Origin of the sequence: Chitinophaga eiseniae (assembly GCF_012641265.1) — a bacterium.
Lineage (GTDB): Bacteria > Bacteroidota > Bacteroidia > Chitinophagales > Chitinophagaceae > Chitinophaga > Chitinophaga eiseniae_A.
On the sequence record NZ_JABAHZ010000004.1, the window covers coordinates 749,173 to 771,445 of the forward strand.

Genomic DNA, 22,273 nt, shown 5'->3' on the forward strand with positions numbered 1-22,273 from the left:
AATGAAAAAAATCACACAAGTATTAGGTGTTGCCGCCTTACTGTTGCCCGTAGCCCTCACTGCGCAGCAGATCAGGTTACAGGGAGCAGAATCAGAACTCATTGCCGGCCCCGGATCCCCCTCACAACGGGCCCAATGGTTAGATTCTATACAACAGTGGCGGCTACACGAAAAAGACAGACTGCAATATAACGGTAACGAATATAGCAGAAAGGAATTCAGCTGGATCAGCACTACTTTTATGTATGCACAGATCATGGCGCATGACCGTTACCTGTATGACCCGGCAAGCCGGAAATATACCGTAAATCGCTTTCTGGGTGATCTGGAAAAACGGTACGGCGGACTGGATGCCGTATTAATATGGCCCACCTATCCCAATATAGGAATTGATAACCGCAACCAGTTTGACCTGGTAGCGGATTTACCCGGAGGAAAAGAAGCGGTGAAACAAATGATCCGCGACTTTCATCAACGTGGTGTGCGGGTATTCTTTCCCATTATGATCTGGGATCATGGCACCCGTAAAATAACCATTCCCATGGCCGCTGCACTCACCGAAGAAATGAAGGAGCTGGGCGCTGACGGATTGAATGGCGATACCATGAACGGCGTAACGCTCGATTTTAAAGAAGCGTATACCCGTATGGGTTATCCACTGGCATTACAACCCGAAATACATATCGGCGACCTGAAGATGGTAGCATGGAATACGATGAGCTGGGGCTACTACTGGTTAAAATGGGGTAGCCCTGCCTTTGGGTATGTTCCTGGCGTGAGCTTGTACAAATGGCTGGAACCCCGGCACCAGGTACATGTAACCGACCGCTGGTCGGTAAATAAGACAGACGATTTACAGTCTGCCTTTTTCAATGGCGTAGGCTATAATACCTGGGAGAATATATGGGGCATCTGGAACCAGCTGCCGGAGCGCTATGCCGCCGTCATTCGCAGAATCAGGATGATATACCGGCAGTTTCCTGATGTGTGGAGCAGCGAACAGTGGGAGCCGCATATCCCGGTGATGCAACCGGGCGTGTTTGCCTCCGCATTCCCTGGAAAAACAGCCACCCTGTATACTTTCATCAACAGGGATTCCGTAGCGCGTAATGGCCGGCAAATAACGCTGGCGGCTAAACGGGGCTGGCGGTATTACGACGTCTGGAACGGGGTTGAGCTGCAACCCATAAAAGAACAAGGCAACGTGATACTGCGCTTCAATATGGAAGCCTATGGCTATGGTGCAATAGCCATTCTTCCCGACACCGTTGCCGGCAAAGGATTCAGCGCCTTCCTGGATAAGATCCGGCAACAAGCCCGTGTACCTTTGTCTGGGCTATCCGCCGATAGCAAGCCCCTGATGCAGCGGCTTACGCCGGTTGCCACCACCAGGAAACCCACACAAGCGCCGGAAGGCATGATCCTTATTCCTGCTGCAAAGGAATACCTGTTTGAATCGCATGGAGTGATGATTGAAGGCAATGAACTGCCCAACGCCATCGGGGTGCAATATCCCTGGGAGGCGCATCCGCAGCGTGATCATCAGCACACCATGGCCATTCCCGCTTTTTATATAGACCGCTACCCGGTTACCAACCAGCAGTTTAAACAATTTATGGATGCCACCGGGTATCATCCGGCGGATGATCATAATTTCCTGAAAGACTGGCAGCAGGGCACTTATCCTCCCGGATGGGAACAGCGCCCCGTGACATGGGTAAGCATAGAAGATGCCAGGGCTTATGCCGCCTGGTCCGGGAAAAGACTTCCGCATGAATGGGAATGGCAATACGCCGCGCAGGGCAACGATCAGCGGTTGCATCCCTGGGGCATGACTGCCGACTCTAGTCGCATGCCACTGGCTGATACCAGCCGGGAGCGGAATGCACCACCTTTTGTAGATGCGTACCCCGCCGGCGCCAGCCCCTTTGGCGTGATGGCACTCACCGGCCATGTATGGCAGTGGACCGATGAATACACGGACACGCATACCCGTTCGGCCGTACTGAAAGGAGGTAGCTACTACCACCCGCAAACGTCTTACTGGTATTTTCCGCAGGCGCAGCAGCTGACGCAGCATGGAAAATACCTGTTGCTATCGCCTGGCATGGATCGTGCCGGCACGTTAGGATTCCGCTGTGTGATGGACCATTAAGCAGTCATCCTTTTTTTTGAAGGAATCGTCCCGCTTTTTGTATTTTATCCGCTGCTGAAAAAAGCAATTACAATTTACCTGGTCATATGAAAATGAAAATAATTTCCACGATGGCTATTCTTCTCCTCACTACAGTGGGAAGCATGGCGCAACAAACTGCTTCACGTACCTATAAAACCTGGACCCCTGCTACCGATACCGCGTATGCACTCGAAGGACAAGGGTGGAAAACAGGGCTTAGAAATTACTACGACCGCTTACCGGAAAGGGCCCAGAAAGATGTACGCCCGCCCGTTTGGACCCTGTCTAATAACAGCGCCGGCTTGAGTCTCCGCTTCCGTTCAGATGCCGACGAAATCATCGTCAAGTATGCGGTAAGCGGTGACAAGCAAATGCCTCATATGCCTGCTACCGGCGTGAGTGGCGTAGATATGTATGCAAAAAGCATAGACGGCAAATGGATGTGGTGTGGAGGTAAGTATAGTTTTGGCGACACCATCGTATACCGGTTTTCTCACCTGAAACAAGCCGATCAACATGTAAAGCATGTGGAATATACCCTGTACCTGCCGTTGTACAACACTGTGAAATGGCTGACAGTGGATGTACCAACAGAAAGTATGTTTACACCATTGCCGGTGCGTACAGAAGCGCCGGTAGTCGTTTACGGAACTTCCATTGCGCAGGGCGCCTGTGCCTCCCGTCCGGGTATGGCATGGACCAATATCCTGAGCCGGCGGCTGGAAAGCCCGGTCATTAACCTGGCGTTTTCCGGGAATGGCCGGCTGGAAAAAGAAGTGCTGGACCTGGTAGGTGAGCTGGATGCCCGCCTCTATGTGCTGGACTGCCTGCCCAATCTCACCGGCGCCGCTTATGCAGGTGCAGAACTGAAAAAACGGATCACCAATGCGGTGACTATGCTGCAAACCAAACGGCCGGGCGTTCCTATCCTGCTCACCGAGCATGATGGGTATACGACCGATGAAACCAACACCGACAGCAAGGCAGCCTATGAACAGGTGAATGCTACCCTGCGGGAGGTAGTGGATTCGCTGCAAAAGGCCGGGGTAAAGGGACTTAGCCTGTTGTCCAAAGCTGAGATAGGGCAGGACCTGGATTGTATGGTGGATGGCACGCATCCCAACGACCTGGGCATGATGAACTACGCCAACGCCTATACAAAAAAGATCCGGGAGATCCTGCACATGCAAAATGGGGAGGGTGTTACCGCTACGGCCGTTACCCAGCGGCGCGACTTTGCCACGTACGATTGGGAAGTACGCCACCAGGAGGTGATGGCATACAATAAAACACATCAGCCACAGGTGGTGTTTATGGGCAATTCCATCACGCATTTCTGGGGTGGCGAGCCGGTAGCCCGCACCCGGAGAGGTACCCAGTCGTGGGATAAATACTTTGCGCCCAAACAAGCTGAAAACATGGGTTTTGGCTGGGACCGCGTAGAAAATGTGTTGTGGCGGGTACAACATGGCGAACTGGATGGCATAGCCCCCAGATACCTGGTACTCATGATTGGTACCAACAACCTGCAGCTCAACACCGATGCGGAAATCACGGCAGGACTCAAATACCTGTTGCAGGCGATCCATGCCAGGCTGCCTACTACGCACATCATACTCATGGGGCTTTTACCCAGGAGAAATATGGAAAGCAGGGTAGCAGGTATCAATAAGCTTTACGCCCATATCCCTTCCGGTAAAGACATACAGTTCCTGGATGCAGGTAAACTGTTCCTGAAACCAGGTGGAAAAATAGATGAAAGTCTTTTTTCTGACGGGCTACATCCTAATGAAGAAGGCTACGGGAAGCTGGGAGCGTTGATCGACAAGTACCTGAAAATGTAACGTAAAATAACCACTTTTAGCAAGAGGATCACCTATACCGGTGATCCTCTCGTTTATCCGGTAGTATGGTGGCCTTCCTTCCCTTCGAGCCAGTTTTTGAATTCAGTAACTCTTTCACGGCTAATAATAACATCAGTATCAACATCGGGTGCTAATTGAAGAATTAATCGGCTATTGTAATAGGTGGTAATTTTTTTGATGGCGTCCAGGTGAATGATGAACTGCCGGTTAATACGGAAAAACTGGTTCCTGTCCAGCAGCTTCTCTATCTGGTCCAGCGAATAATCCAGCGGTACCCGTTGGTTGGCATTACTTGTAGCCCAGGTGGTGCCTTTGCTAAACTGAAGCCAGGCAATGTCCTTCGCTTTTACATAAATCAACTGGTTATTGATCCTGCCAATAAAACGGGTACTGTCGCGGCGCAGGAACTCTTCTGCAATGCGGCTGATATCCAGGGTGTAGTTATTAGCAGGGCGGAACTGTTCATATTTTTTCAAGGCATTCCGCAGTGCTTCCACTTCAATAGGCTTCATCAGGTAATCAATGCTGTTTACCTTAAATGCCTGTAAAGCAAAACCATCGTAGGCTGTCGTGAAAATAATGGGCGTTTGCACTTTTGTTTTATCAAACAGTTCAAAGCAGTTGCCATCCGATAACTGGATATCCATCATCATCAGGTCTACCCGCTGTTGCTGTTCCATCCATTTCAGGCCTTCTGCCACCGATTCAATCACCGCCACAATTTCTATGTCCGGATCACATTTATGCAGCAATTGAATCAGCCGTTCGGCATTGTGCATTTCATCTTCAAAAATTACTATTCTCATGAGGAAGTGATAATGGGTAATTTTACAATAAACTGATCATCCCGCTGACACACAATTACATTGTTATTCCCAACTAAGGCATACCGTTTCTGGATATTTTCCAGGCCTATGCCGGAAGATATTTCCGGGTTGGTGCGGGGGCGTATATGATTGGATACTACCAGGCAGTTGTCTTCTTCGCTGATCTTTACCAGTAGAGGATCCTGTGCCGAAAAGCGATTGTGCTTAATGGCATTTTCGATCAGCATTTGCAGGGTCACCGGCGGTATCATGCCTTTGGTTTTCACCTTTTCCGGTAACACTACGCTAAACTGTATGCTCTGCTGGTGGCGGATACGAATGAGAAAAAGATAGGCATCAAGAAAGTCGAGTTCCGTTTGAATGGTGACGAGGTTCTCAAATTTCTTATCGAGGATGTACCGGTAAGTTTTCGCCAGCTGCGTGATATAATCGGCCGACAGGTCCGGGCTTTTATATACCAGGTTGGTCAGCACGCTTAACGAGTTAAAGAAAAAATGCGGATCTATCTGGTTTCTCAGCGCATCGTAGCGGGCTTGTATATTTTCCCGCTTTAACCGCTCTGCCTGTAGCTGGTATTCTTTCCAGCCGGAGTAATAAAAAATAATACCGTTGAAAGTCAGGATCAGCAGGTAAAACATAAAGGTGCCGAAGTTCAGGTCGTAACTGAAATTACGGAAGCTTTCCCAGGCTTCATACCGGTGAAACAGCAGGATGTCTGAAGCTGCATACCCGAAGCCAAATAGGAATGCCACGATCATTCCATATAGTAATAGGCCACCACAGAGGATCACCAGCCGACCTGAGTTGTTATGACGGCTCGTTTTCTTTTCCAGCCAGCCGGCCAGGCGGGCTGCGCCTTCCCATACAATGAGGCCGAACACCACGTAAAAGAGACTGAACATTTGTCCCCTGAAATCCAGTATCCGCAACCCTTTTACAAAGGTGTGGTCAAAGGATTTGAAGATGGTACTGAAGGTGTACAGTATCAGTATCCGGGAGAGGTACAGAAACAGCTTGCTGGAAAATAGCTTTTCATTCTCTTGAAAATTCATCGGGTCGTTTGTCTGTTACTAAAAATAGTTATTTTCCTTAAACCAGGTAAATGCACCTTTCACGGCTGTTTCAACCGGTGTATAGCTTAATTGCAGCTCCCGCTCGGACTTTTTGCCGGAATAATAGTTATCCAGGCATAACATATAAGCAGTGCTATAGTTTAATTTTCCGGAGATACCGGGAATAGAGCCAATCAATCCACCCAGTTTCAGTACAAAGGCCGGGATACGGATGAGTACCTGGCGTTTGCCGGAAATTTTTTTCAGTAGCCGGAAAAACTCTCCGTAGCTGAGGTTTTGCCCGGCCAACAGGTAGCAATCGCCTGTTTTTCCCCTGGAGATAGCATTGATGATACCACGACACACATCTTTGATATGTACGAAATTCTTTCCTCCCGGCGGATAGAACAGCAGCCGGTGTTTGAGCCCATAAAGCAGCAACTGGCCGGAGCTGGGCTTTACATCGTGTGGGCCTATCATGAAAGTAGGATTGACCACCACTGCGGGCAATTGCCTGTTTGTTACCTGTTCCAGCACATATTGCTGTGCAAGGTACTTACTGTTGATATAGCCAGAGTTGGCCTGGAACAGCGTAAACCCATTGAGTTCATTGCCGGGATTATTTTTCTTGCCGGGGCCAATGGTGTTGGCCGTGCTCACATAAATGAATTTTTCTACCTTGTGGGCAATAGAGGCGGCCGTGATATATTTGGTGGCGGTGAAATTAGCCCGTTCATACGCTTCGAACGAAATGCCCCACTGCCCGGTGATACAGGCGGCATGGATCACGATATCGCAACCTTTTACGGCTTCGTGTACCTGGTCGCTGTTATCGATGTGGCCATAGAAAACATCGCAGGGAATATCCGCAATGCCTTGTATATCGGCCGTGGGGCGAATGATCACCCGGATATCATATCCCAGCCGGAACAGTTCCCGGGTAAGGTTAGCGCCAAGGAAGCCATTGGCGCCCGTAATGAGTACTTTCTTCCTGTTCATTTTATACAGATAATGCGTATGGTATTTCCTTTTTTACTTCCCTGGATACAATTCTCATTTTAAGCGACAGGGGCAGTAATTGCATCAGGGTATGGTTAATTTTATTCATCATCCCCGGGATAATTACCGGTTTACCTGCCAGTGTCATTTTCAGCGCAATGCGGGCAATAGCGGGGGTAGACAATAACCCCATCTTCCCCTTGATCCCCTGGCTGATGATACGGCGGGAGGTATGTGAGTTGGTCATGATAGGGCCGGGATATACCACGCTGACAGACAGGCCGGTATTCGCCATTTCTTCTTTTAGTCCGAGTGAAAAAGAAGAAATGAAGGCTTTTGATGCCGGGTAAACCGTTTTATAGGCAATGGGCGTAAAAGCAGCCATGCTGGCAATGTTCATGATATAGCTCTGTGGGTGCCGGAGCAGGTGGGGCAGGAGTTGATGGGTAAGCAGTACCGTACTTCTTACATTCAACATAATAATATCGTCTATCCGTTCCCGTGAGGTATGGGTAATGGGAGAGGTGCCGCCTACGCCGGCGTTATTGATAAGAAAATCGATGTCATATAGTTCTGTCATGCGTTGTAGCTTCTCTTTGAGCAGCTGACTGTCGGTCAGGTCAAATTCAAACACTTTTACCTGCACCCGATATTCCAGCATCAGGTTGTCGGCTACCGATTGGAGGTGGCTGCCTGGTAAGGCCACCAGGATGATATTCCTGCCCATGCGGGCGCATTGAATGGCAAATTCTTTCCCCAGACCGGAGCTGGCGCCGGTGATGAGGGTGTAGTTATTGTTTGGCATATACGTCATTTTCAAGCAGACCTTTGAACTTTGTCATGGTCTTAAATAGGTTGTCGTGAATGATCGGATCAGATACCCAGCGGGGAATTTTCTTACTGCGATCGGTGGTAACGAAGTAGGTAATTTTCAGTTGCCCGTCGCTGGCGGGCTCCATCATCCATTTCCCCCGGGTGCCGGTAATCCGCGTAGTTTTATTGGAGAGTGGAAAGCGGTGGTCGGTCGTACTTTCAAAGCGTATTTCCGCCTGGTTGCCGGCCCTGGGCTGGTACATATAGAGGAGGCAGCAGTCCTGGTCGTCCATAGGCCAGGGAATGGCGTACCGGATATAGGTAATCCACTGCCCGGCTTCAGGGGTGGATGCAATTTTATAGTCGCTTGCATTGGTATTCCATTGCCGTCCTTTTGCCTGGTTTTTGAAAAGCGCTACTACGGCGGGCACAGCAGTCTTTACCCGGAATACTGCTTTTATTTCCCTTACATTTTCCCCATCGGCGCCGGGAATCCACCTTTCATACAGTGCAATAGCGTCGTTTTGCTTTACCAGCTTAAAGTCGCTGGTATCCGCAAATAGCGACCTGATCACCATTAAACTGCCGATACAAAATAGCTGCAAACGCTCCATACCTTCATGATTTATAGCAAAAGTGCCACGGCATAGCCGGGCAACAAACGATTTTCCGATGAGTTGTAGGATAAAAGGGCTGACCTGTAAACAGGGGCTGTTTTATTGCAGGATCTGGTTGTTTTTATTATTTTGGCCGCCATTCGTCCCGTGGAGGGCCTTTTGTGTGTAAAATCAATCGTTTATGAAGCATTTCCTGTTAGCGCTGATCGGTGTGGTGGTATTTTCTGTCAGTAGGGGGCAAACTGTTTGCCCGGTGATTCCACTGCCTGTAAAGGCCGTAAAGGAGTCTGGCGTATTTCCCTTGGATGCACAAACCGTTATCTGTGCAGGCGATGCATCGCTGCAGCCCCTGGCGGTGTACCTGGAAGCAGCGCTGCAACGGCGGTACCAGTTGCCGGTAACTGTCAGCAAAAAGGCAGGAGCTACCACCATCTATTTAAAACAAAATGGAAAGGATACCAACGTAGACGCCTATACGCTTGCTGTGAATAAGAAAGCGATCACCATTACTGCCGCTCACCGGGAAGGCATCTTTAATGGTATCGCTACGTTGTTGCAGCTAACCACTGCAGCTGTCTTGCACAACGGCGTGCTGGCCATAGATGGCTGGCAAATTACCGATGCGCCTCAATATGCCTGGCGGGGGCTTATGCTGGATGAATCGAGGTTTTTCTTTGGGAAGAAAAAGGTGTTGCAGCTGCTCGACTGGATGGCGTTTTATAAATTGAACCGTTTTCACTGGCACCTGACGGATGTTCCCGGCTGGCGCCTGGAGATCAGGAAATATCCTTTACTGACTACTATAGGCGGGATTGGTAATATTGTTGATTCCGCTGCGCCGGCGGCTTATTATACCCAGGAAGATATCCGGGAGATCGTGGCTTATGCCGGGCAGCGCAACATTACCGTGATCCCGGAGATAGATATGCCTGGTCATGCTGCGGCCGCCAACAGGGCCTATCCCGCATTTGATGGCGGCGGCACCGACAGGTATCCGCGGTTTACGTTTAACCCGGGCAGGGAAGGTACTTACCGGTACCTGTCGGATATACTAACGGAAACGGCTCAACTTTTTCCTGCCGGTATGATACACCTGGGCGGTGATGAGGTTACTTTCGGCAATGCAGGCTGGGATAGCGATACGGGGATTGCCAGGTTGAAACAGGAGCATGGCCTGAAAGATCGTAAAGCGGTAGAAGACTATTTCATACAACGTATGGCCGATACCGTATTGCAACTGCATAACAAAGTAATGGCCTGGGACGAGATTGCTACTGCCACCTTGCCGGCCGATAGTACTATTGTATGCTGGTGGCGTCACGATAAACCGGAAGCCCTGGCGATGGCGCTAAATAAAGGATATTCCGTGGTATTGTGCCCACGGTTACCGTTTTATTTTGATTTTGTGCAGGATAGCAGTCATCACATCGGGCGCAGAACCGGCAAAGGGCAGTTCAATCCCCTGGAAGCGGTCTATAATTTTTCTGCGGCGAAGCTGCCGGCGGTACCCGGGCATGAATCGCAGATCCTGGGCGTGCAGGCTTGTATATGGACCGAAACCGTGCATAATGACAACCGGCTGGACTTCCTTCTTTTTCCCCGTATTTCCGCCCTGGCGGAAACCGCGTGGACGCCAGCTGCCCGGAAGGATTTTAAGGGCTTTGCCGACCGTTTAAAGGCCCAGCAATTACTATATAAGCAGGCCGGTTTATACTATTTCGATATATTCAACCCCGGCTGGCATAAGGAGTCGGGCAAATCGGCCGACCACTATCTTGATTAGTGTCGGTTTTGTTCTATTTCAGGAAGGGGGAGGGTGGTAATATTGCCATGGGAATATAAAACACCCCCTTCCAATAATGAAGACTTTTTTACTGGCGCTTGCCACTATTGCCACAGGACTTATTGCCGGCGTGTATTACGCATTTTCTGTTTCTATAAACCCGGCTTTTGCGAGTTTACCAGACGGCGCCTATATCGAGGCCATGAACAGGATCAATGTGGCCATTGTTAACCCTGCATTTTCCCTGAGTTTTTTCGGTGCACCTTTACTGTTGCCGGTAGTGACCTGGATGTATGCGCGTCCTGCTTTTTCGCGGAAGGCCGGCTACCTGCTGGCGGCATCGCTCATATTCTGGATCGGTTCTTTAGGCGTTACCGTAGCGGGCAATATACCGCTGAATGATAAGCTGGCCACTTTCGTAGTGAACGGGGCTACTGCGGAGCAGGCAGCTGCTGCCCGGAGAGCGTTTGCCGGCGCCTGGAACAACTGGCATACCGTACGCACCTGGGCCAGTATTATAGCGCTGGTATTGACGGTGATGGCTTGTTTAACCAAAGATGCTCCTGTGCAGGCAGCTAAAAGATAAACATTCTTTGTAATTTAGGATATGCGTTATGATACCATTCTGCCACCGCCGCACCTGGCACATCTCATCCGCTTTTTCTGGATCATGGAAGGAGCAGGGGGATATACACATCACAATATGGCAGATGCGTGTGTGGAGTTGTTGTTTCACTATCGCGGACAGTTCGATGAGATCACTGCCAGCGGCCGTTTAGCCAAGTCATTTACTTCCGGTTTGCATGGCGTAACGCATGTGCTGCGTCAATACACTATCGAAGAAGGATTTGGCATATTTGGTGTCTACTTTTACCCGCATGCGATTCCTTTATTGTTTGATTTGTCTGCCACGGAGTTAACCAATGAAACGGCTGAATTGCGGTACCTGCTGAAACACGAAGGAAGTATACTGGAAGAGAAAATAATGCTGGCGAAAAGTACCAGGGAACGTTGCAGGATTATCTGCGACTTTACGGAGCAGCGGCTGGCGGCAAGGTATACTATTGAGCTACCGGTTTTTTCCGCTATCCGTGATATCATCCGTTACCGGCCACAGGTGCCTATTGCAAAGCTTTCGGGGCAGTACTATTTATCAGAACGGCAGTTTGAGCGGCAATTTAAACAGTATGCGGGTCTATCGCCGCGGTTGTTTTCCCGCATCGTCCGTTTCCAGGCAGCGGCTTCTTTTTACAAGCGAGAGGTGAGTAGCCTGGGTAGTATTGCACTGGAATGTGGGTATTATGATCAATCGCATTTTATCAACGATTTTAAAACCTTTTCCGGCCTGCATCCACGGGAGTTTTTCTCTGGCAGGTCGCCGGCTACCGCCTGGCGGGATGAAGATCAGGCATAAACGTCGGTTTTTTCCAATTTTAAGTTAGCCGGATATTGCAATTTTGTGTGACTATCTCACCTTAAAATTTTATCAAGATGAAATTACCAGAAGGATACCAGCAAGTAATCCCTTATCTCGTGATAAGAAATGCAGAACAGTTTTATGGATTTGCACAGCAAGCCTTTGGCGCTGTAGAAAAGATGCGGGTGTATGATGAGGAGACCAAAGTATTTAAGCATGGAGAAATATCCATTGGCGGCAGTGTGATTATGTTTGGGCAAACCAATGACAACTGGGGCACCCAGAATGCCGGTCTGTTTATTTACGTAGAAAACGCGGATGATAGTTATCAGAAATCCATCGAGGCAGGAGCAAAGGAAGTGTTGCCTTTATCGGACCAGAGCTATGGACGTACCTGCGGTGTAGAAGATCCATTTGGCAATACGTGGTGGATTACGTCTGTGCAGTAAACCTTTTCCCGTTCATTAACTGAATACTTCCTAACGAGCTGTAATTATCCGTATCTTCAACATAGATCAATTCAGCCACAAATGTTGTCTTCGATAATCGCCCAGTTGAAAAAGGTAGAGCATGGTTTTAAACATATCATGGAAGCGGGGGATGAGCTCATGAAAAACCAGCAAACCAACCATTTCAACCTCGCTGTTGCCTTATTGTCGGGAGAAAGCTACCAGGAGCGGATGCTGGGCACCTACCTGCTGGGACTACTGGCCCCTGAAAACAGGGAGGCATTGCGGCTGCTGGAAACGAAAGTGGCGGCAGATGATAACTGGCGGGTACAAGAGATGCTGGCCAAAGCAATTGATCATTATTGCCAGGCAAAAGGGTATGAAAAATCGTTGCCAGATATCCGACGCTGGCTGCAAAGCTCCTCTGCCAATGTAAACAGGGCCGTGGTAGAAGGGCTAAGGGTTTGGACCAGGCGCCCGTATTTTAAAGATCATCCCGAAGTAGCCATTGGCCTGATCAGCCCATTAAAATCAAAGGAAAGTGAATACCTGCGAAAATCGGTGGGTAATGCGTTACGGGATATCAGTAAGAAAAATGCGGCCCTGGTGCAACAGGAAACTGATACCTGGGAATTGGGCGATCCTGTTATTGCATTTGTGTATAAGCTAATCGTAAAATAAAACACCGGTTCATTGAAGTTAACAACATTCAATGAACCGGTGCTCGCGGGAAATGGTGTAACTATTCCCAGTATTTTTCTCCCTTCTTCATTTTCTCCAGGGTAGTTTCATAATTCTTTCTCTCTTCGCTACCGGCCTTATTCATGGCTTTTTCTTCCCAGGCCAGGGCTTCACTTTTTTTACCGGCTTTGTATAGCAGGTTGGCGTAGGTGTCCATGAAAGCAGGGATTTCCTTGTCTTTGAAAGAACGTTTGCTCCATTCCAGGGCTTGTTCTATGCACTGCATATCGTTACATTTTTCGAAGACAGTCCATGCAAATTCATTCAGGGACTGCGGATCTGCTTTGTGGCCATATTTTTTCATATAGGCCACAATGTTAGCCACCGCGTTGTTGGCATCTTTTACATAGCTGTAGTACTGGATTTTTGTTTTCAGGATCAGTTCTTCAGCAATAGATGGATATTTGGCTTTCACGGTTTTTTCCACGCTTTCCCAGTCCGGCGCGCTCTTGTCTTTCTTCATCAGCTGGGGATATACATCTTCTTTAGCAGCAATTTCCATCACTTTGTTTTCAGCTACATCTTTGCCCAGCGCTTTATTTACTTTATCGGCGTGGTGCAGGAACACATCAAAGCCCGGGTCTTTGCTGGATTGGGTGAATTTGCCCAGGAACTCCAGGTTAACAGGCGTGTAGAGGTCTTTCTGCTGCGCCAGGTATTCTTTGGCAATTTTACCGGCATTGTCCATATCGTATTTGTCCTGCGCCAGGTAAGCCAGCTTACGGAGGAAAGCGGTGTCTTTCTGGCCCTGGGTGTATTTATCCAGCTGGGTATAATATTGCTGGGCGGGGTCCAGGGAGGCGGTAAAACGGTTGATGAACTGGTCGGCTTCACTGCCTCCTACCTGGCGGTCTACGATGCGGCCATCTGGCGCAAATACCAGGAAGGTAGGATAAGCACGAATGCTGTAATCTTTTTCAATCTGTTGGGCATCGGCATACCATTGTTTTACTTCCTCGTTGTCTTTGGCGGTTTGATCCATCTGCACCTTTACGCTGACATACTTATCATTCATAAAGTTGCCGACTTTTTCCTGTGGAAAAATCTGTGCAGACATCATCTTACAGGGACCGCACCAGGTAGTGAAGCAATCCATAAAGATGTACTTGTTTTCCGCTTTGGCTTTGGCTTTTACTTCCGCCCAGGTGCTGCCATGTTCAAAATGGATGCCCTGCTCCTGAGCAAACGCCATCATGGGCGCCAGGAAGGTTAACAGAAATAGTTTTTTCATGCTAATGTGATTTTGGTGGTTTTGATTGTCTGCTAATTTAATGTAGTTCGGGATATAATCGGGAAGCTATGGGAATTTATTTGACATGATAAGTTGATAGAAGGCAGCTACTCGTGGTGAACGGCCGGTGTAACTTTTCTATTATTTCCCACGTCCTACAGGCAACCATTCTGATATCTAAACGCATCCATGTATGAAATTTTTTTTTTACGGGATACAACCGGCATTTTCCATGTAAGCACCACACAAAATAATGGCAGAACGGTGTAACTGATTCGCTTCGGCGATAGCCCGGCCAGTCAATATCACTTTGAAAAAGATATCCTGGTGCTGACGCCATTTGAAGGTATTGCGTATACCTCTTATGCTGTATGGGAAGTTAAGTATACACGCATGGGCCATTAGTATACTGACATCCACTTTGAGGCGGCTCCCGGTATAACAGGGAGCCGCCTTTTTTTGTGCTTGTGTTTCGCGGGATAATTAAATTGTATTAAATTGTTATGGGTTAAAACTGTGACCATGGCCGGAAAACATTATGTACAACCAGTAGCGCTGACTTCCCACAAACATTTGCAGCAACTGGTGGAAAACAGGCGCGTATTCAATTTAAAGAACTGTGAACTAAACATCTATGAAAGTTATGAACAAGCATGGCGGGTCCCCCTTACCTTCAACAATTTCGTGATCACAACCATGGTGCAGGGCAAGAAGGTCATGCATCTTTTTGATCAGCCGGCCTTTGACTATCGCCCTGGCGAAACAGTGGTTGTACCGGCCAACGAAACGATGGTGATCGACTTCCCTGAAGCCACCATGAACAATCCTACCCAATGTATGGCGCTGGCCGTGGATGCAGGTTATATCCGTAAAACACTGGATTACCTGAATGAGTACCACAACAGCGAACGGACAGAAACCAAAGACTGGCACCTGCAATTTAACCAGCATCATTTCAGCAACGACCAGGATATCACTGCCCTGATAGATAAATTAATGCGGGTATGCTCCAGTGCTGACCGTGCCAGGGATATATATGCGGATCTCGGTGTAAAAGAATTGCTGATCCGTATTATCCAGCAGGATCATTTGGGCATGATTGCGCAGGAAAGTAACACCAACAGTAACGGCAGCCGTTTGCATTATATACTGCATTATATACACGAACACCTGACGGAAAATATTTCTGTAGATGTGTTGTGCCACAAGGCTTGCCTGAGCCGGAATGTATTTTTCAAATGGTTCAGGGAACAATTCGGCATTACGCCACTGCAATACATCAACCGCGAGCGGCTCAAGCTGGCCAAGCAACTGCTGACCGACCGGAACAAAACGGTGAGCGAAGTAGGATTGTTATGCGGCTTCAATGATACCAACTACTTCATTCGGTTGTTCAGGAGCTCGGAAGGCGTTACGCCGGGTACGTATCAACTGGTTTGTGCTAAATAGTGTAGAGTATTTTTTCAGACGGAGTACACCTTGTTGTCTTTTTTGAGATCAACCTTTGCCGGTTGTTTTTTCCTGGCCAGCAAAAATATAGTGGAGATAATACAGATACTACCCAGCCAGTCCATAACAGTAAACGGCACTTTCAACCACAGCAGGGAGAACAGCGCCGCTGAAAGCGGTTCTGCAGATGCCAGCAGGCTGGTAGTCTGTGGGCCGATTAGTTTAATGGCCGTGAGGTAAGCGTAAAATGCCACCAGGCAGCCCAGCAAAATAATGAATGTGGTGAACGCCAGTGTATAAATATCCCACTCGCCGGAAATGCTCCAGGGAGCGTGGGTGAATCCCAGCAGTGTGCCCCCGATGATCATTGCCCAGCCAATAATGACAGGTGTTTGATAGCGGATAAGCAACCCGGCGGGATAAATGCTGTAGAAAGCCATGCTTACCGCCGATCCCAGTCCCCATGCCAATGCCTGACCGGAAATGGATAAGCTGTCGGTTTTCCCATGGGTAACCATCAGGAAGGTACCGGCTACGGCCAGCACAATTGCCAGGTATTCCAGGAGTGTGGGCCATTTACGTGAATGCCAGGCCATGTACACTGCAATCATCACAGGGCCGGAGTATTGTAATACAGTAGCAGTAGCGGCGTTGGAATGTTTAATGGCTGCAAAAAAAGTGTATTGTACGGCCAGCATACCCAGAATGCTGAATACTAACAACTGCGTGGCCGATTTTTTATCCTTCCAGATCGCAAACACTTCCAATGGATGCTGACGCATGGCTATCAGCAACAACAGGATACCGGCTACCAGCAACCTTACGGTAACCAGCCACTCCGTATTGATGTTGCGGTACATAAAGAGGAATTGCCCACAGGTGCCGGATATTCCCCACAATATTGCTGCCGTAAGCGCCAGGATAATACCCCGCCATTTAGTCTTTTGTTTCATATATGATTTCCGGTGAGATAAGGGATCAACGGGTATGCAAATTTGCAGATATTATGGGAAATTATCTCCTGGTGAGTGATGTGCTCCTGGGTTATTTATCAGGAACGGCCGACATAAATATCTGGAGATAGTTTTTTACATAGCGGTTGTATACCACCGATTTCCCGTTGTGCAACCAGGTAACGGCGCCGGTTAGTGGATCTTCGCTGTTGTTCTTTGTCAGCGGCCAGCTCCGCTGGGTGGCGGGTTGAGTGATATAAACGGTGTTGTTGGCAATATAGGCGAGGCGGCTGCCATCGGGACTAAAATTAAAGCCGCCCTGGATATTAAACCGGTGGAAGGTGAGTTGCTGAACGGCGCTACCATTGGGGGATACGGCAAATATATTGATAAAGCCGGCAGTATCTTTAGCGAGGAACGCGATGAGGTGGCCGTCGGGCGTAGTGCGCAGCCAGTGCCGCGGTCCCTGTATGCCGTTTGCAGTGAAGGTGATCCGTCGTTGCCGCGCGCCTGCAGGTATGCCTGGTGGCTTATCTGCCGTGCCTTCTAATGGCTGCCCGGCAACGGCAGTGGTCAAATCATCGGGCAGATCTGTTACAAATACTTCGGTCTTCGTCTTGTTATCTTTATCTCTCACATTGCCCTGAAAGGCAATGGCTCTTCGCTGGCGGCTGCCATCCGGGCGTGTGTAGCCGTTGGCGCCTATCCAGCTTTCATCAAATGCTTTGTCTATTTCATCGCTCCCGGGTTGGGGCGCCGGTGTAACGGCGGTGACAATAACGGCAAACATGGCGCCGCTGTTATTCTCCGTCGTATCGTTTGCAGGAACAGTTACCGGCCCTGGAAACATTACGCCCACAGTGCGCAGGTCTTTTACCGTGGGATCGGATTTACCTAATGCTGCTATCACGTAGTCATTATACGTAAAGCTGATCCACTGCCCGTCGCCGCTCCAGGTATGCGCATGTGTGCCGCCGCGTAGGGCGCCGCGGGTGAATGGCGGCGTGATATTCCGGGCATCCATAAACAGGGGGCGGAAGGGCGTATCAATATCTACGGCCACACCTGTGCGACGACTTACACTATACGGATGATCTTTATCTGCATGACGGATCCCGTGGAGAAACAGTACCCTGTTTTTCACCGGGGAGAAAGTGGCGGCGCCCACTCCCGGCCCGAAATCCGTTTGGTGGGAAGTACGGTATAATGTTCTTATTTCTTTTGTATGGACATTTACCATAGCGATGCATCCCGTGGCTGCGACCAGTGTATCGTAGTTGCGGGTGTCATATACTATCCAGTTGTCATCGGGGGAAACGCATTGTGTGCTATTGAGAGTGTGGCCTTCGGCAGTATAGGTAAGTTGTACGGTGGTCGCCTGTTGTTCCGGCAGGAGCGGCTCGTAGGCTTTACTGGTTTTGAAGTGCCTGAAATCATGGATCCGGTGAAAGGTCAGGTAATTGGCGTTATGCTGGTTATCGGCGCCGCCGTTAGCGTCGTCGTAAGCTGTTCGCGATACCGCTATGATGTCATTTCCATCAAACTGAAAATCCATGTACTGGAAACCATGTTTTACTACATCGTCGTGATGCAGTACAATTCCTTTTATCTGCCAATGGTACAGGTCCGATGAATAGAGCAGTGCCTGGGTATTCCTTGTTCTTTCCGGATTCCCGCCTTTGTCTTTCTCCGGAACGTAATTGGCGAGCGACCAATACAACCTGCTTTTGGGATCATATCTTACCGCAAATTTTTTACAGCCTCCGGGGAAATCAATAAAGCCTGTTTCCGGGTAGAAGGAAGCTGTTTTACCATCGTGGCTGATATCGATGATGGCTGCTTTTTCGTTGCCGTTAACGCGATAGTCGGTTCTGAGCATCATCACCATATGTCCGTCGGGGGCGGGTACTGCGTTGCTTTCGAGCCAGCCGCCGAATTGTCCGTTCAGGTAGCTGGCATTGTAGCCCAGCATATTGCTGGTAGTCCAGTTGCGGGCGTCGAGGTAGTTGCACCCAAGTGGGGCCGACATGATAAATGACCGGAAGTGTTTACCCCATCCACCGCCGCCGTTCACATCTTCCATGCCTTTCCAGATACGGCCATTGGCCACGACTACGGGGGTAGGTGCGCAATGATGCCGCCCTTTCAGCAGCCGGCCGGTGGTATCATTTTGCGGATCGCTCCAGGTATGGCCACCGTCGGTCGATTGCCGGATCACCACATCGCCGCCTTCTTTTTCCGGGCCTAGCAGGTATAGCGTATTTTTTTCTGCAAACAGCTGCGACCAGGTCTGTCCCCGGATTTGCCCGACTTGCTGCCAGTTTTTACCCTTGTTGCGCGATGCAAAAACATGCACGGTATTGGGTTGATTTTTCAGACCGGGGCCAAAAAATTCATGGGAAGCAATGTAAGTGCCGTCCTGCAGTATACAGATGCTGGGAGAGCCAATGTACAGGCTGTCGGCCGCAGGCCGGTGATTGATAACCGTGCCGGGGACCTGCGCCTGGCTATTAGCCTGACAAAAGGTGATACTGACCATCAGGCCCAGGTATATTTTATGTAAAAGCATGCTTTCATTCAGTTAAGCGTAGGGACTACGTGGATCATCTTTGAAAAATAAGAAAATCAGGGGAACCTTACAACCACCCATCGGGCAATATTGGCACAAATCGCCTCCTAATTGTCGTGATTATACCCGCCCTGTCATCAGCCATCTACAGATATTTGTAATAGAAAACAAGATCACTTTTAAACACGATTGCTATGCGGAAATTAAAATTACAAATGCAAATGACTATCGATGGTTTTGTAGCGGGACCGAATGGTGAGCAGGACTGGGTATGGCTGGCAGGGCCGGATGAAGTTGGTTTCAGGGAAATAATTGCGCTGGCCGACAGCAGTGATACCATTTTGCTGGGGCGCAAAATGACCCGTGAATTCATCGATCACTGGGAGCATATGGTAGACCATCAGCCTGACCATCCCGCACAGCTTTTGGCGCAACTCATTGTAAAGATGCGCAAGATTACTTTTAGCCATACCGAAACAGCTATTACCGGCAGAAACCTGGAGGTAGAAAACGGGGACCTGGCTACGGCTATACAGGCGCTAAAAAAAGAACCGGGCAAGGATATCCTGGTGTATGGCGGCGCCGGTTTCGTGAGGTCGCTGATCGATCATAACCTGGTGGATGAATATTTTATTATCATTAACCCGGTGGCTATTGGCAGCGGACTTAGCATTTTTAATGAAAGGAAGGTGTTGAAATTAGAAAGTTCCACTCCCTTTAAAAATGGAAAAGTACTCAACAAATATCTGCCGGCATAGGAAAATTTTTGCCGTTCCAAACGAATAAATTATATTTACGTAATTAATTACGTAACTTGATTCGTATGGACTTCTTTAATAAAACAGGTAAAGCTGCCATAGGCAGCAGGCTCCGTATGTTGACGGAAACCATTATGGAAGATGCCGCCCGGATTCACCAGTTGTATGGCTCCAACCTGCAACCCAAATGGTTCCCGGTATATTATGTATTAACGGAGGGGGAGGCTAAAACCATCACGGCAATTGCCAAAGAAATCGGTCATTCCCATCCTTCTGTGTCCAAGATTATAGGGGAGATGAAGAAAGCGGGACTGGTAGCCGAAAAGAAAGACAAGGCCGATGGCAGAAGGAACCTGGTGCAGCTTACCAAAAAAGGGTTGGAGATCAATGAAACGCTGCAGCTGCAATTAATAGATGTAGGTAATGCTATCGAGGCCATTTCTGCGCAGGCTACCAACGATTTGTGGAAGGCCATTGCGGAGTGGGAATACCTGCTGGAGCAGCAATCACTGATCAGCCGGGTAACCGCCTTATGGAAGAAAAGAGAAGCCGATAAAGTAAAGATAGTAGATTATCAACCGGCATATAAAACCGCCTTCAAGGCATTGAACGAAGAATGGATATCCCGCTGGTTTAAAATGGAGGCAGCTGATTATCAGTCGCTCGACAACCCGGAAGGCTATATCCTTAAAAAAGGAGGACATATTTTTGTGGCGCTGTACAATGATGAACCGGTAGGGGTGTGCGCCTTAATAAAAATGGATGACCCGGACTACGATTACGAAATGGCTAAAATGGCGGTATCTCCCAAAGCCCAGGGCAAAAGCATAGGCTGGTTGCTGGGCCAGGCCATTATTGAAAAAGCACGTTCCCTGGGCGCCCGTAATGTATTCCTGGGAAGTAATACCGTCCTGAAACCAGCCATCAGCCTATATGAGAAGCTGGGTTTCAAAAAAGTAGCGGACCGGCCTTCTCCGTACGAACGGGCCAACATCCAGATGGCGTTGGATCTCGTATAGGCGTTACTGTTAAGAGCAAAAAGGAATAAAGCGGAAAGCAAAAAAGCTATTGACGCGAATGATGTTAGCGGATATAATATCCGCTCTGGTCATTCCCTTCAATAGCTTTTTGCTTTCCGCTTTATGCTTTTTGCTTTCTACTCCGTATATTGGAACATTGAATACGACAGATCCACGTTATATAAAAAAATTAAAAACTCAGAAGATGCTATCACCCGAATCGCTGATGGAAGAGAAAAAGACGACTTCCATTTCCCCGGCAAAATTCACCGAGAAAAAATATGTGATTACACTGATATTCGTTACCTCTCTGTTCATGTGCTGGGGTATTGCCCTCACCATGGGAGATGTGCTGAATAAACACTTTCAAAACGTATTAAATGTATCCAAGTCCCAATCCGGGCTGGTACAGTTTTCCATCTTTGGCGCCTATGCGTTGATGGGTGTCCCGGCGGGGTTATTTATTAAGAAGATGGGATACAAAAATGGGGTGCTTTTAGGGCTTACTTTATATGCCATGGGTGCCTTCCTGTTTGTGCCTGCCGCCAACGCCGGCTCTTTTGCTGTTTTCCGCATTGCCCTGTTTGTACTGGCTTGTGGCATGGCTACACTGGAAACGGTGGCGCATCCCTTTATGGCCGCCCTGGGGGATCAACGCACCAGCGACCAGCGTATTAACTTTGCGCAGTCGTTCAATGCCGTTGGTGCAATGGTGGGCCCTACACTGGGCACACATTTCCTGCTGAGCGCCACCCACGAGGCCGGAAATGAATTGGTGTCAGTTAAACAGTTATATATTTATATCGGTGTGGTGATCACTGCCATCGCCATTGCATTTGCTTTGGTGAAAGTACCGCCGGTTACAGACCCGCACGATGGCGCCGGGGAAGTATCAGCCGTGAAGGATGACCACAAAACATTATTCCAGCATAAACACTTCGTATGGGCGGTTGTCGCCCAGTTCTTTAACGTAGCTGCACAGGCAGGCACCTGGGCGTTTTTCATCAACTACGGGCATGAGGTGATGCATTTCTCCGATGAAAAAGCAGGTTACTTTATGCTGCCGTTTATGGGTATGATGCTGGCCGGTCGCTTCGTGGGCACCGCCCTGATGCGTTATATTGCTCCTAATAAATTGCTGGCAGCCTTCGCACTGGGCAATATGCTGATGTGCGTACTGGTAGCGCAAGGCTGGGGTTGGACCTCCTACATCGCCCTGCTGATGATCAACTTCTTCTTCAGCATCATGTATCCCACTATTTTCAGCCTGGGATTAAAAGACCTGGGACCTAAAACCCAACAGGCTTCTTCCTTTATTGTGATGGGGATGTTTGGAGGGGCCATCTTTCCTTTCCTCATGGGCCGCATCGCCGACACCAACATCGCTACCGCGTACTACCTGCCGGTAGTTTGTTATGCGGTGATCTTCCTTTTTGGTTATAAACTGTATAAACTAAGATAAGCAGATGAACTACCGCTTTGTAATATGCCTGCTCCTGGGGTGGGCCGGTAATGTTATGGGCCAGGCCAGTCATAACCCGTTCATCCCGGATAT

Annotated in this window: 19 protein-coding genes; 11 read left to right on the forward strand and 8 right to left on the reverse strand. The window is 48.9% G+C overall.

The window, feature by feature from the left end; translation table 11 throughout:
- The first annotated feature begins 1 nt into the window (after position 1).
- Entirely contained in the window at positions 2-2,155 is a 2,154-nt protein-coding gene (locus HGH91_RS19955; protein WP_168740547.1) for a formylglycine-generating enzyme family protein, read from the forward strand.
- Between the two features lie 86 nt (positions 2,156-2,241).
- Positions 2,242-4,020, forward strand: coding sequence for an SGNH/GDSL hydrolase family protein (locus tag HGH91_RS19960; RefSeq protein WP_168740548.1), 1,779 nt, complete (start codon positions 2,242-2,244; stop codon positions 4,018-4,020).
- A 53-nt stretch (positions 4,021-4,073) separates the two neighbouring features.
- Here HGH91_RS19960 and HGH91_RS19965 read toward each other — a convergent pair whose 3' ends face one another.
- The 5 genes from HGH91_RS19965 to HGH91_RS19985 are packed head-to-tail and all read right to left on the reverse strand — an operon-like array spanning position 4,074 to position 8,346.
- Positions 4,074-4,847 carry a LytR/AlgR family response regulator transcription factor gene (locus HGH91_RS19965; RefSeq protein WP_168740549.1) on the reverse strand — a complete coding sequence of 258 codons (774 nt, stop codon included), beginning with the start codon at positions 4,845-4,847 and terminating at the stop codon, positions 4,074-4,076.
- Entirely contained in the window at positions 4,844-5,920 is a 1,077-nt protein-coding gene (locus tag HGH91_RS19970) for a sensor histidine kinase (RefSeq protein WP_168740550.1), read from the reverse strand. The genes HGH91_RS19965 and HGH91_RS19970 overlap by 4 nt, the downstream gene beginning before the upstream one ends.
- Before the next feature lie 18 nt (positions 5,921-5,938).
- On the reverse strand, positions 5,939-6,919 hold the full coding sequence (locus HGH91_RS19975) for an NAD-dependent epimerase/dehydratase family protein (protein WP_168740551.1): 981 nt from the start codon (positions 6,917-6,919) through the stop codon (positions 5,939-5,941).
- A gap of 1 nt (position 6,920) precedes the next feature.
- Entirely contained in the window at positions 6,921-7,724 is an 804-nt protein-coding gene (locus tag HGH91_RS19980) for an SDR family NAD(P)-dependent oxidoreductase (protein ID WP_168740552.1), read from the reverse strand.
- Positions 7,711-8,346: an START domain-containing protein gene (locus HGH91_RS19985; protein WP_168740553.1), complete on the reverse strand. Its 636-nt coding sequence runs from the start codon at positions 8,344-8,346 to the stop codon at positions 7,711-7,713. Before HGH91_RS19985 ends, HGH91_RS19980 begins: the two co-directional genes overlap by 14 nt.
- 184 nt (positions 8,347-8,530) lie before the next feature.
- Here HGH91_RS19985 and HGH91_RS19990 point away from each other — a divergent pair, with 184 nt between their 5' ends.
- From HGH91_RS19990 to HGH91_RS20010, 5 genes are all read left to right on the forward strand, one after another.
- Positions 8,531-10,132 (forward strand): beta-N-acetylhexosaminidase, encoded by a 1,602-nt coding sequence (locus HGH91_RS19990; protein WP_168740554.1) that lies wholly within the window; start codon positions 8,531-8,533, stop codon positions 10,130-10,132.
- A 76-nt stretch (positions 10,133-10,208) separates the two neighbouring features.
- A complete protein-coding gene (locus HGH91_RS19995; protein WP_168740555.1) occupies positions 10,209-10,718 on the forward strand; it encodes a DUF1772 domain-containing protein in 510 nt (169 codons plus the stop codon).
- Between the two features lie 21 nt (positions 10,719-10,739).
- On the forward strand, positions 10,740-11,546 hold the full coding sequence (locus HGH91_RS20000; RefSeq protein WP_168740556.1) for a helix-turn-helix transcriptional regulator: 807 nt from the start codon (positions 10,740-10,742) through the stop codon (positions 11,544-11,546).
- Positions 11,547-11,623: 77 nt separating this feature from the next.
- On the forward strand, positions 11,624-11,998 hold the full coding sequence (locus tag HGH91_RS20005) for a VOC family protein (protein WP_168740557.1): 375 nt from the start codon (positions 11,624-11,626) through the stop codon (positions 11,996-11,998).
- An 81-nt stretch (positions 11,999-12,079) separates the two neighbouring features.
- Entirely contained in the window at positions 12,080-12,679 is a 600-nt protein-coding gene (locus HGH91_RS20010; RefSeq protein ID WP_168740558.1) for a DNA alkylation repair protein, read from the forward strand.
- Between the two features lie 61 nt (positions 12,680-12,740).
- Here HGH91_RS20010 and HGH91_RS20015 read toward each other — a convergent pair whose 3' ends face one another.
- Positions 12,741-13,970, reverse strand: coding sequence for a thioredoxin family protein (locus HGH91_RS20015; RefSeq protein WP_168740559.1), 1,230 nt, complete (start codon positions 13,968-13,970; stop codon positions 12,741-12,743).
- Positions 13,971-14,492: 522 nt separating this feature from the next.
- On the opposite strand from HGH91_RS20015, the gene HGH91_RS20020 reads away from it, so the two are divergent.
- A complete protein-coding gene (locus HGH91_RS20020; RefSeq protein ID WP_168740560.1) occupies positions 14,493-15,419 on the forward strand; it encodes an AraC family transcriptional regulator in 927 nt (308 codons plus the stop codon).
- A 14-nt stretch (positions 15,420-15,433) separates the two neighbouring features.
- On the opposite strand, the gene HGH91_RS20025 is transcribed toward HGH91_RS20020, so the two are convergent.
- Together HGH91_RS20025 and HGH91_RS31115 are read right to left on the reverse strand one after the other, a co-directional pair.
- Positions 15,434-16,372, reverse strand: a complete 939-nt coding sequence (locus HGH91_RS20025; protein WP_168740561.1) for a DMT family transporter — start codon at positions 16,370-16,372, stop codon at positions 15,434-15,436.
- Positions 16,373-16,463: 91 nt separating this feature from the next.
- Complete coding sequence (locus tag HGH91_RS31115; protein ID WP_211092361.1) at positions 16,464-18,941, reverse strand: DUF3748 domain-containing protein; 2,478 nt, start codon at positions 18,939-18,941, stop codon at positions 16,464-16,466.
- Positions 18,942-19,135: 194 nt separating this feature from the next.
- On the opposite strand from HGH91_RS31115, the gene HGH91_RS20040 reads away from it, so the two are divergent.
- The 3 genes from HGH91_RS20040 (at position 19,136) to fucP (ending at position 22,180) form a co-directional block, all read left to right on the forward strand.
- Complete coding sequence (locus HGH91_RS20040) at positions 19,136-19,699, forward strand: dihydrofolate reductase family protein (RefSeq protein ID WP_168740562.1); 564 nt, start codon at positions 19,136-19,138, stop codon at positions 19,697-19,699.
- A 65-nt stretch (positions 19,700-19,764) separates the two neighbouring features.
- The gene (locus tag HGH91_RS20045) at positions 19,765-20,718 is read left to right on the forward strand and encodes a bifunctional helix-turn-helix transcriptional regulator/GNAT family N-acetyltransferase (protein WP_168740563.1); all 954 of its coding nucleotides are present in this window, start codon (positions 19,765-19,767) and stop codon (positions 20,716-20,718) included.
- 205 nt (positions 20,719-20,923) lie between these two features.
- A complete protein-coding gene (fucP, locus tag HGH91_RS20050) occupies positions 20,924-22,180 on the forward strand; it encodes an L-fucose:H+ symporter permease (protein ID WP_211092362.1) in 1,257 nt (418 codons plus the stop codon).
- Positions 22,181-22,273 lie beyond the last annotated feature (93 nt).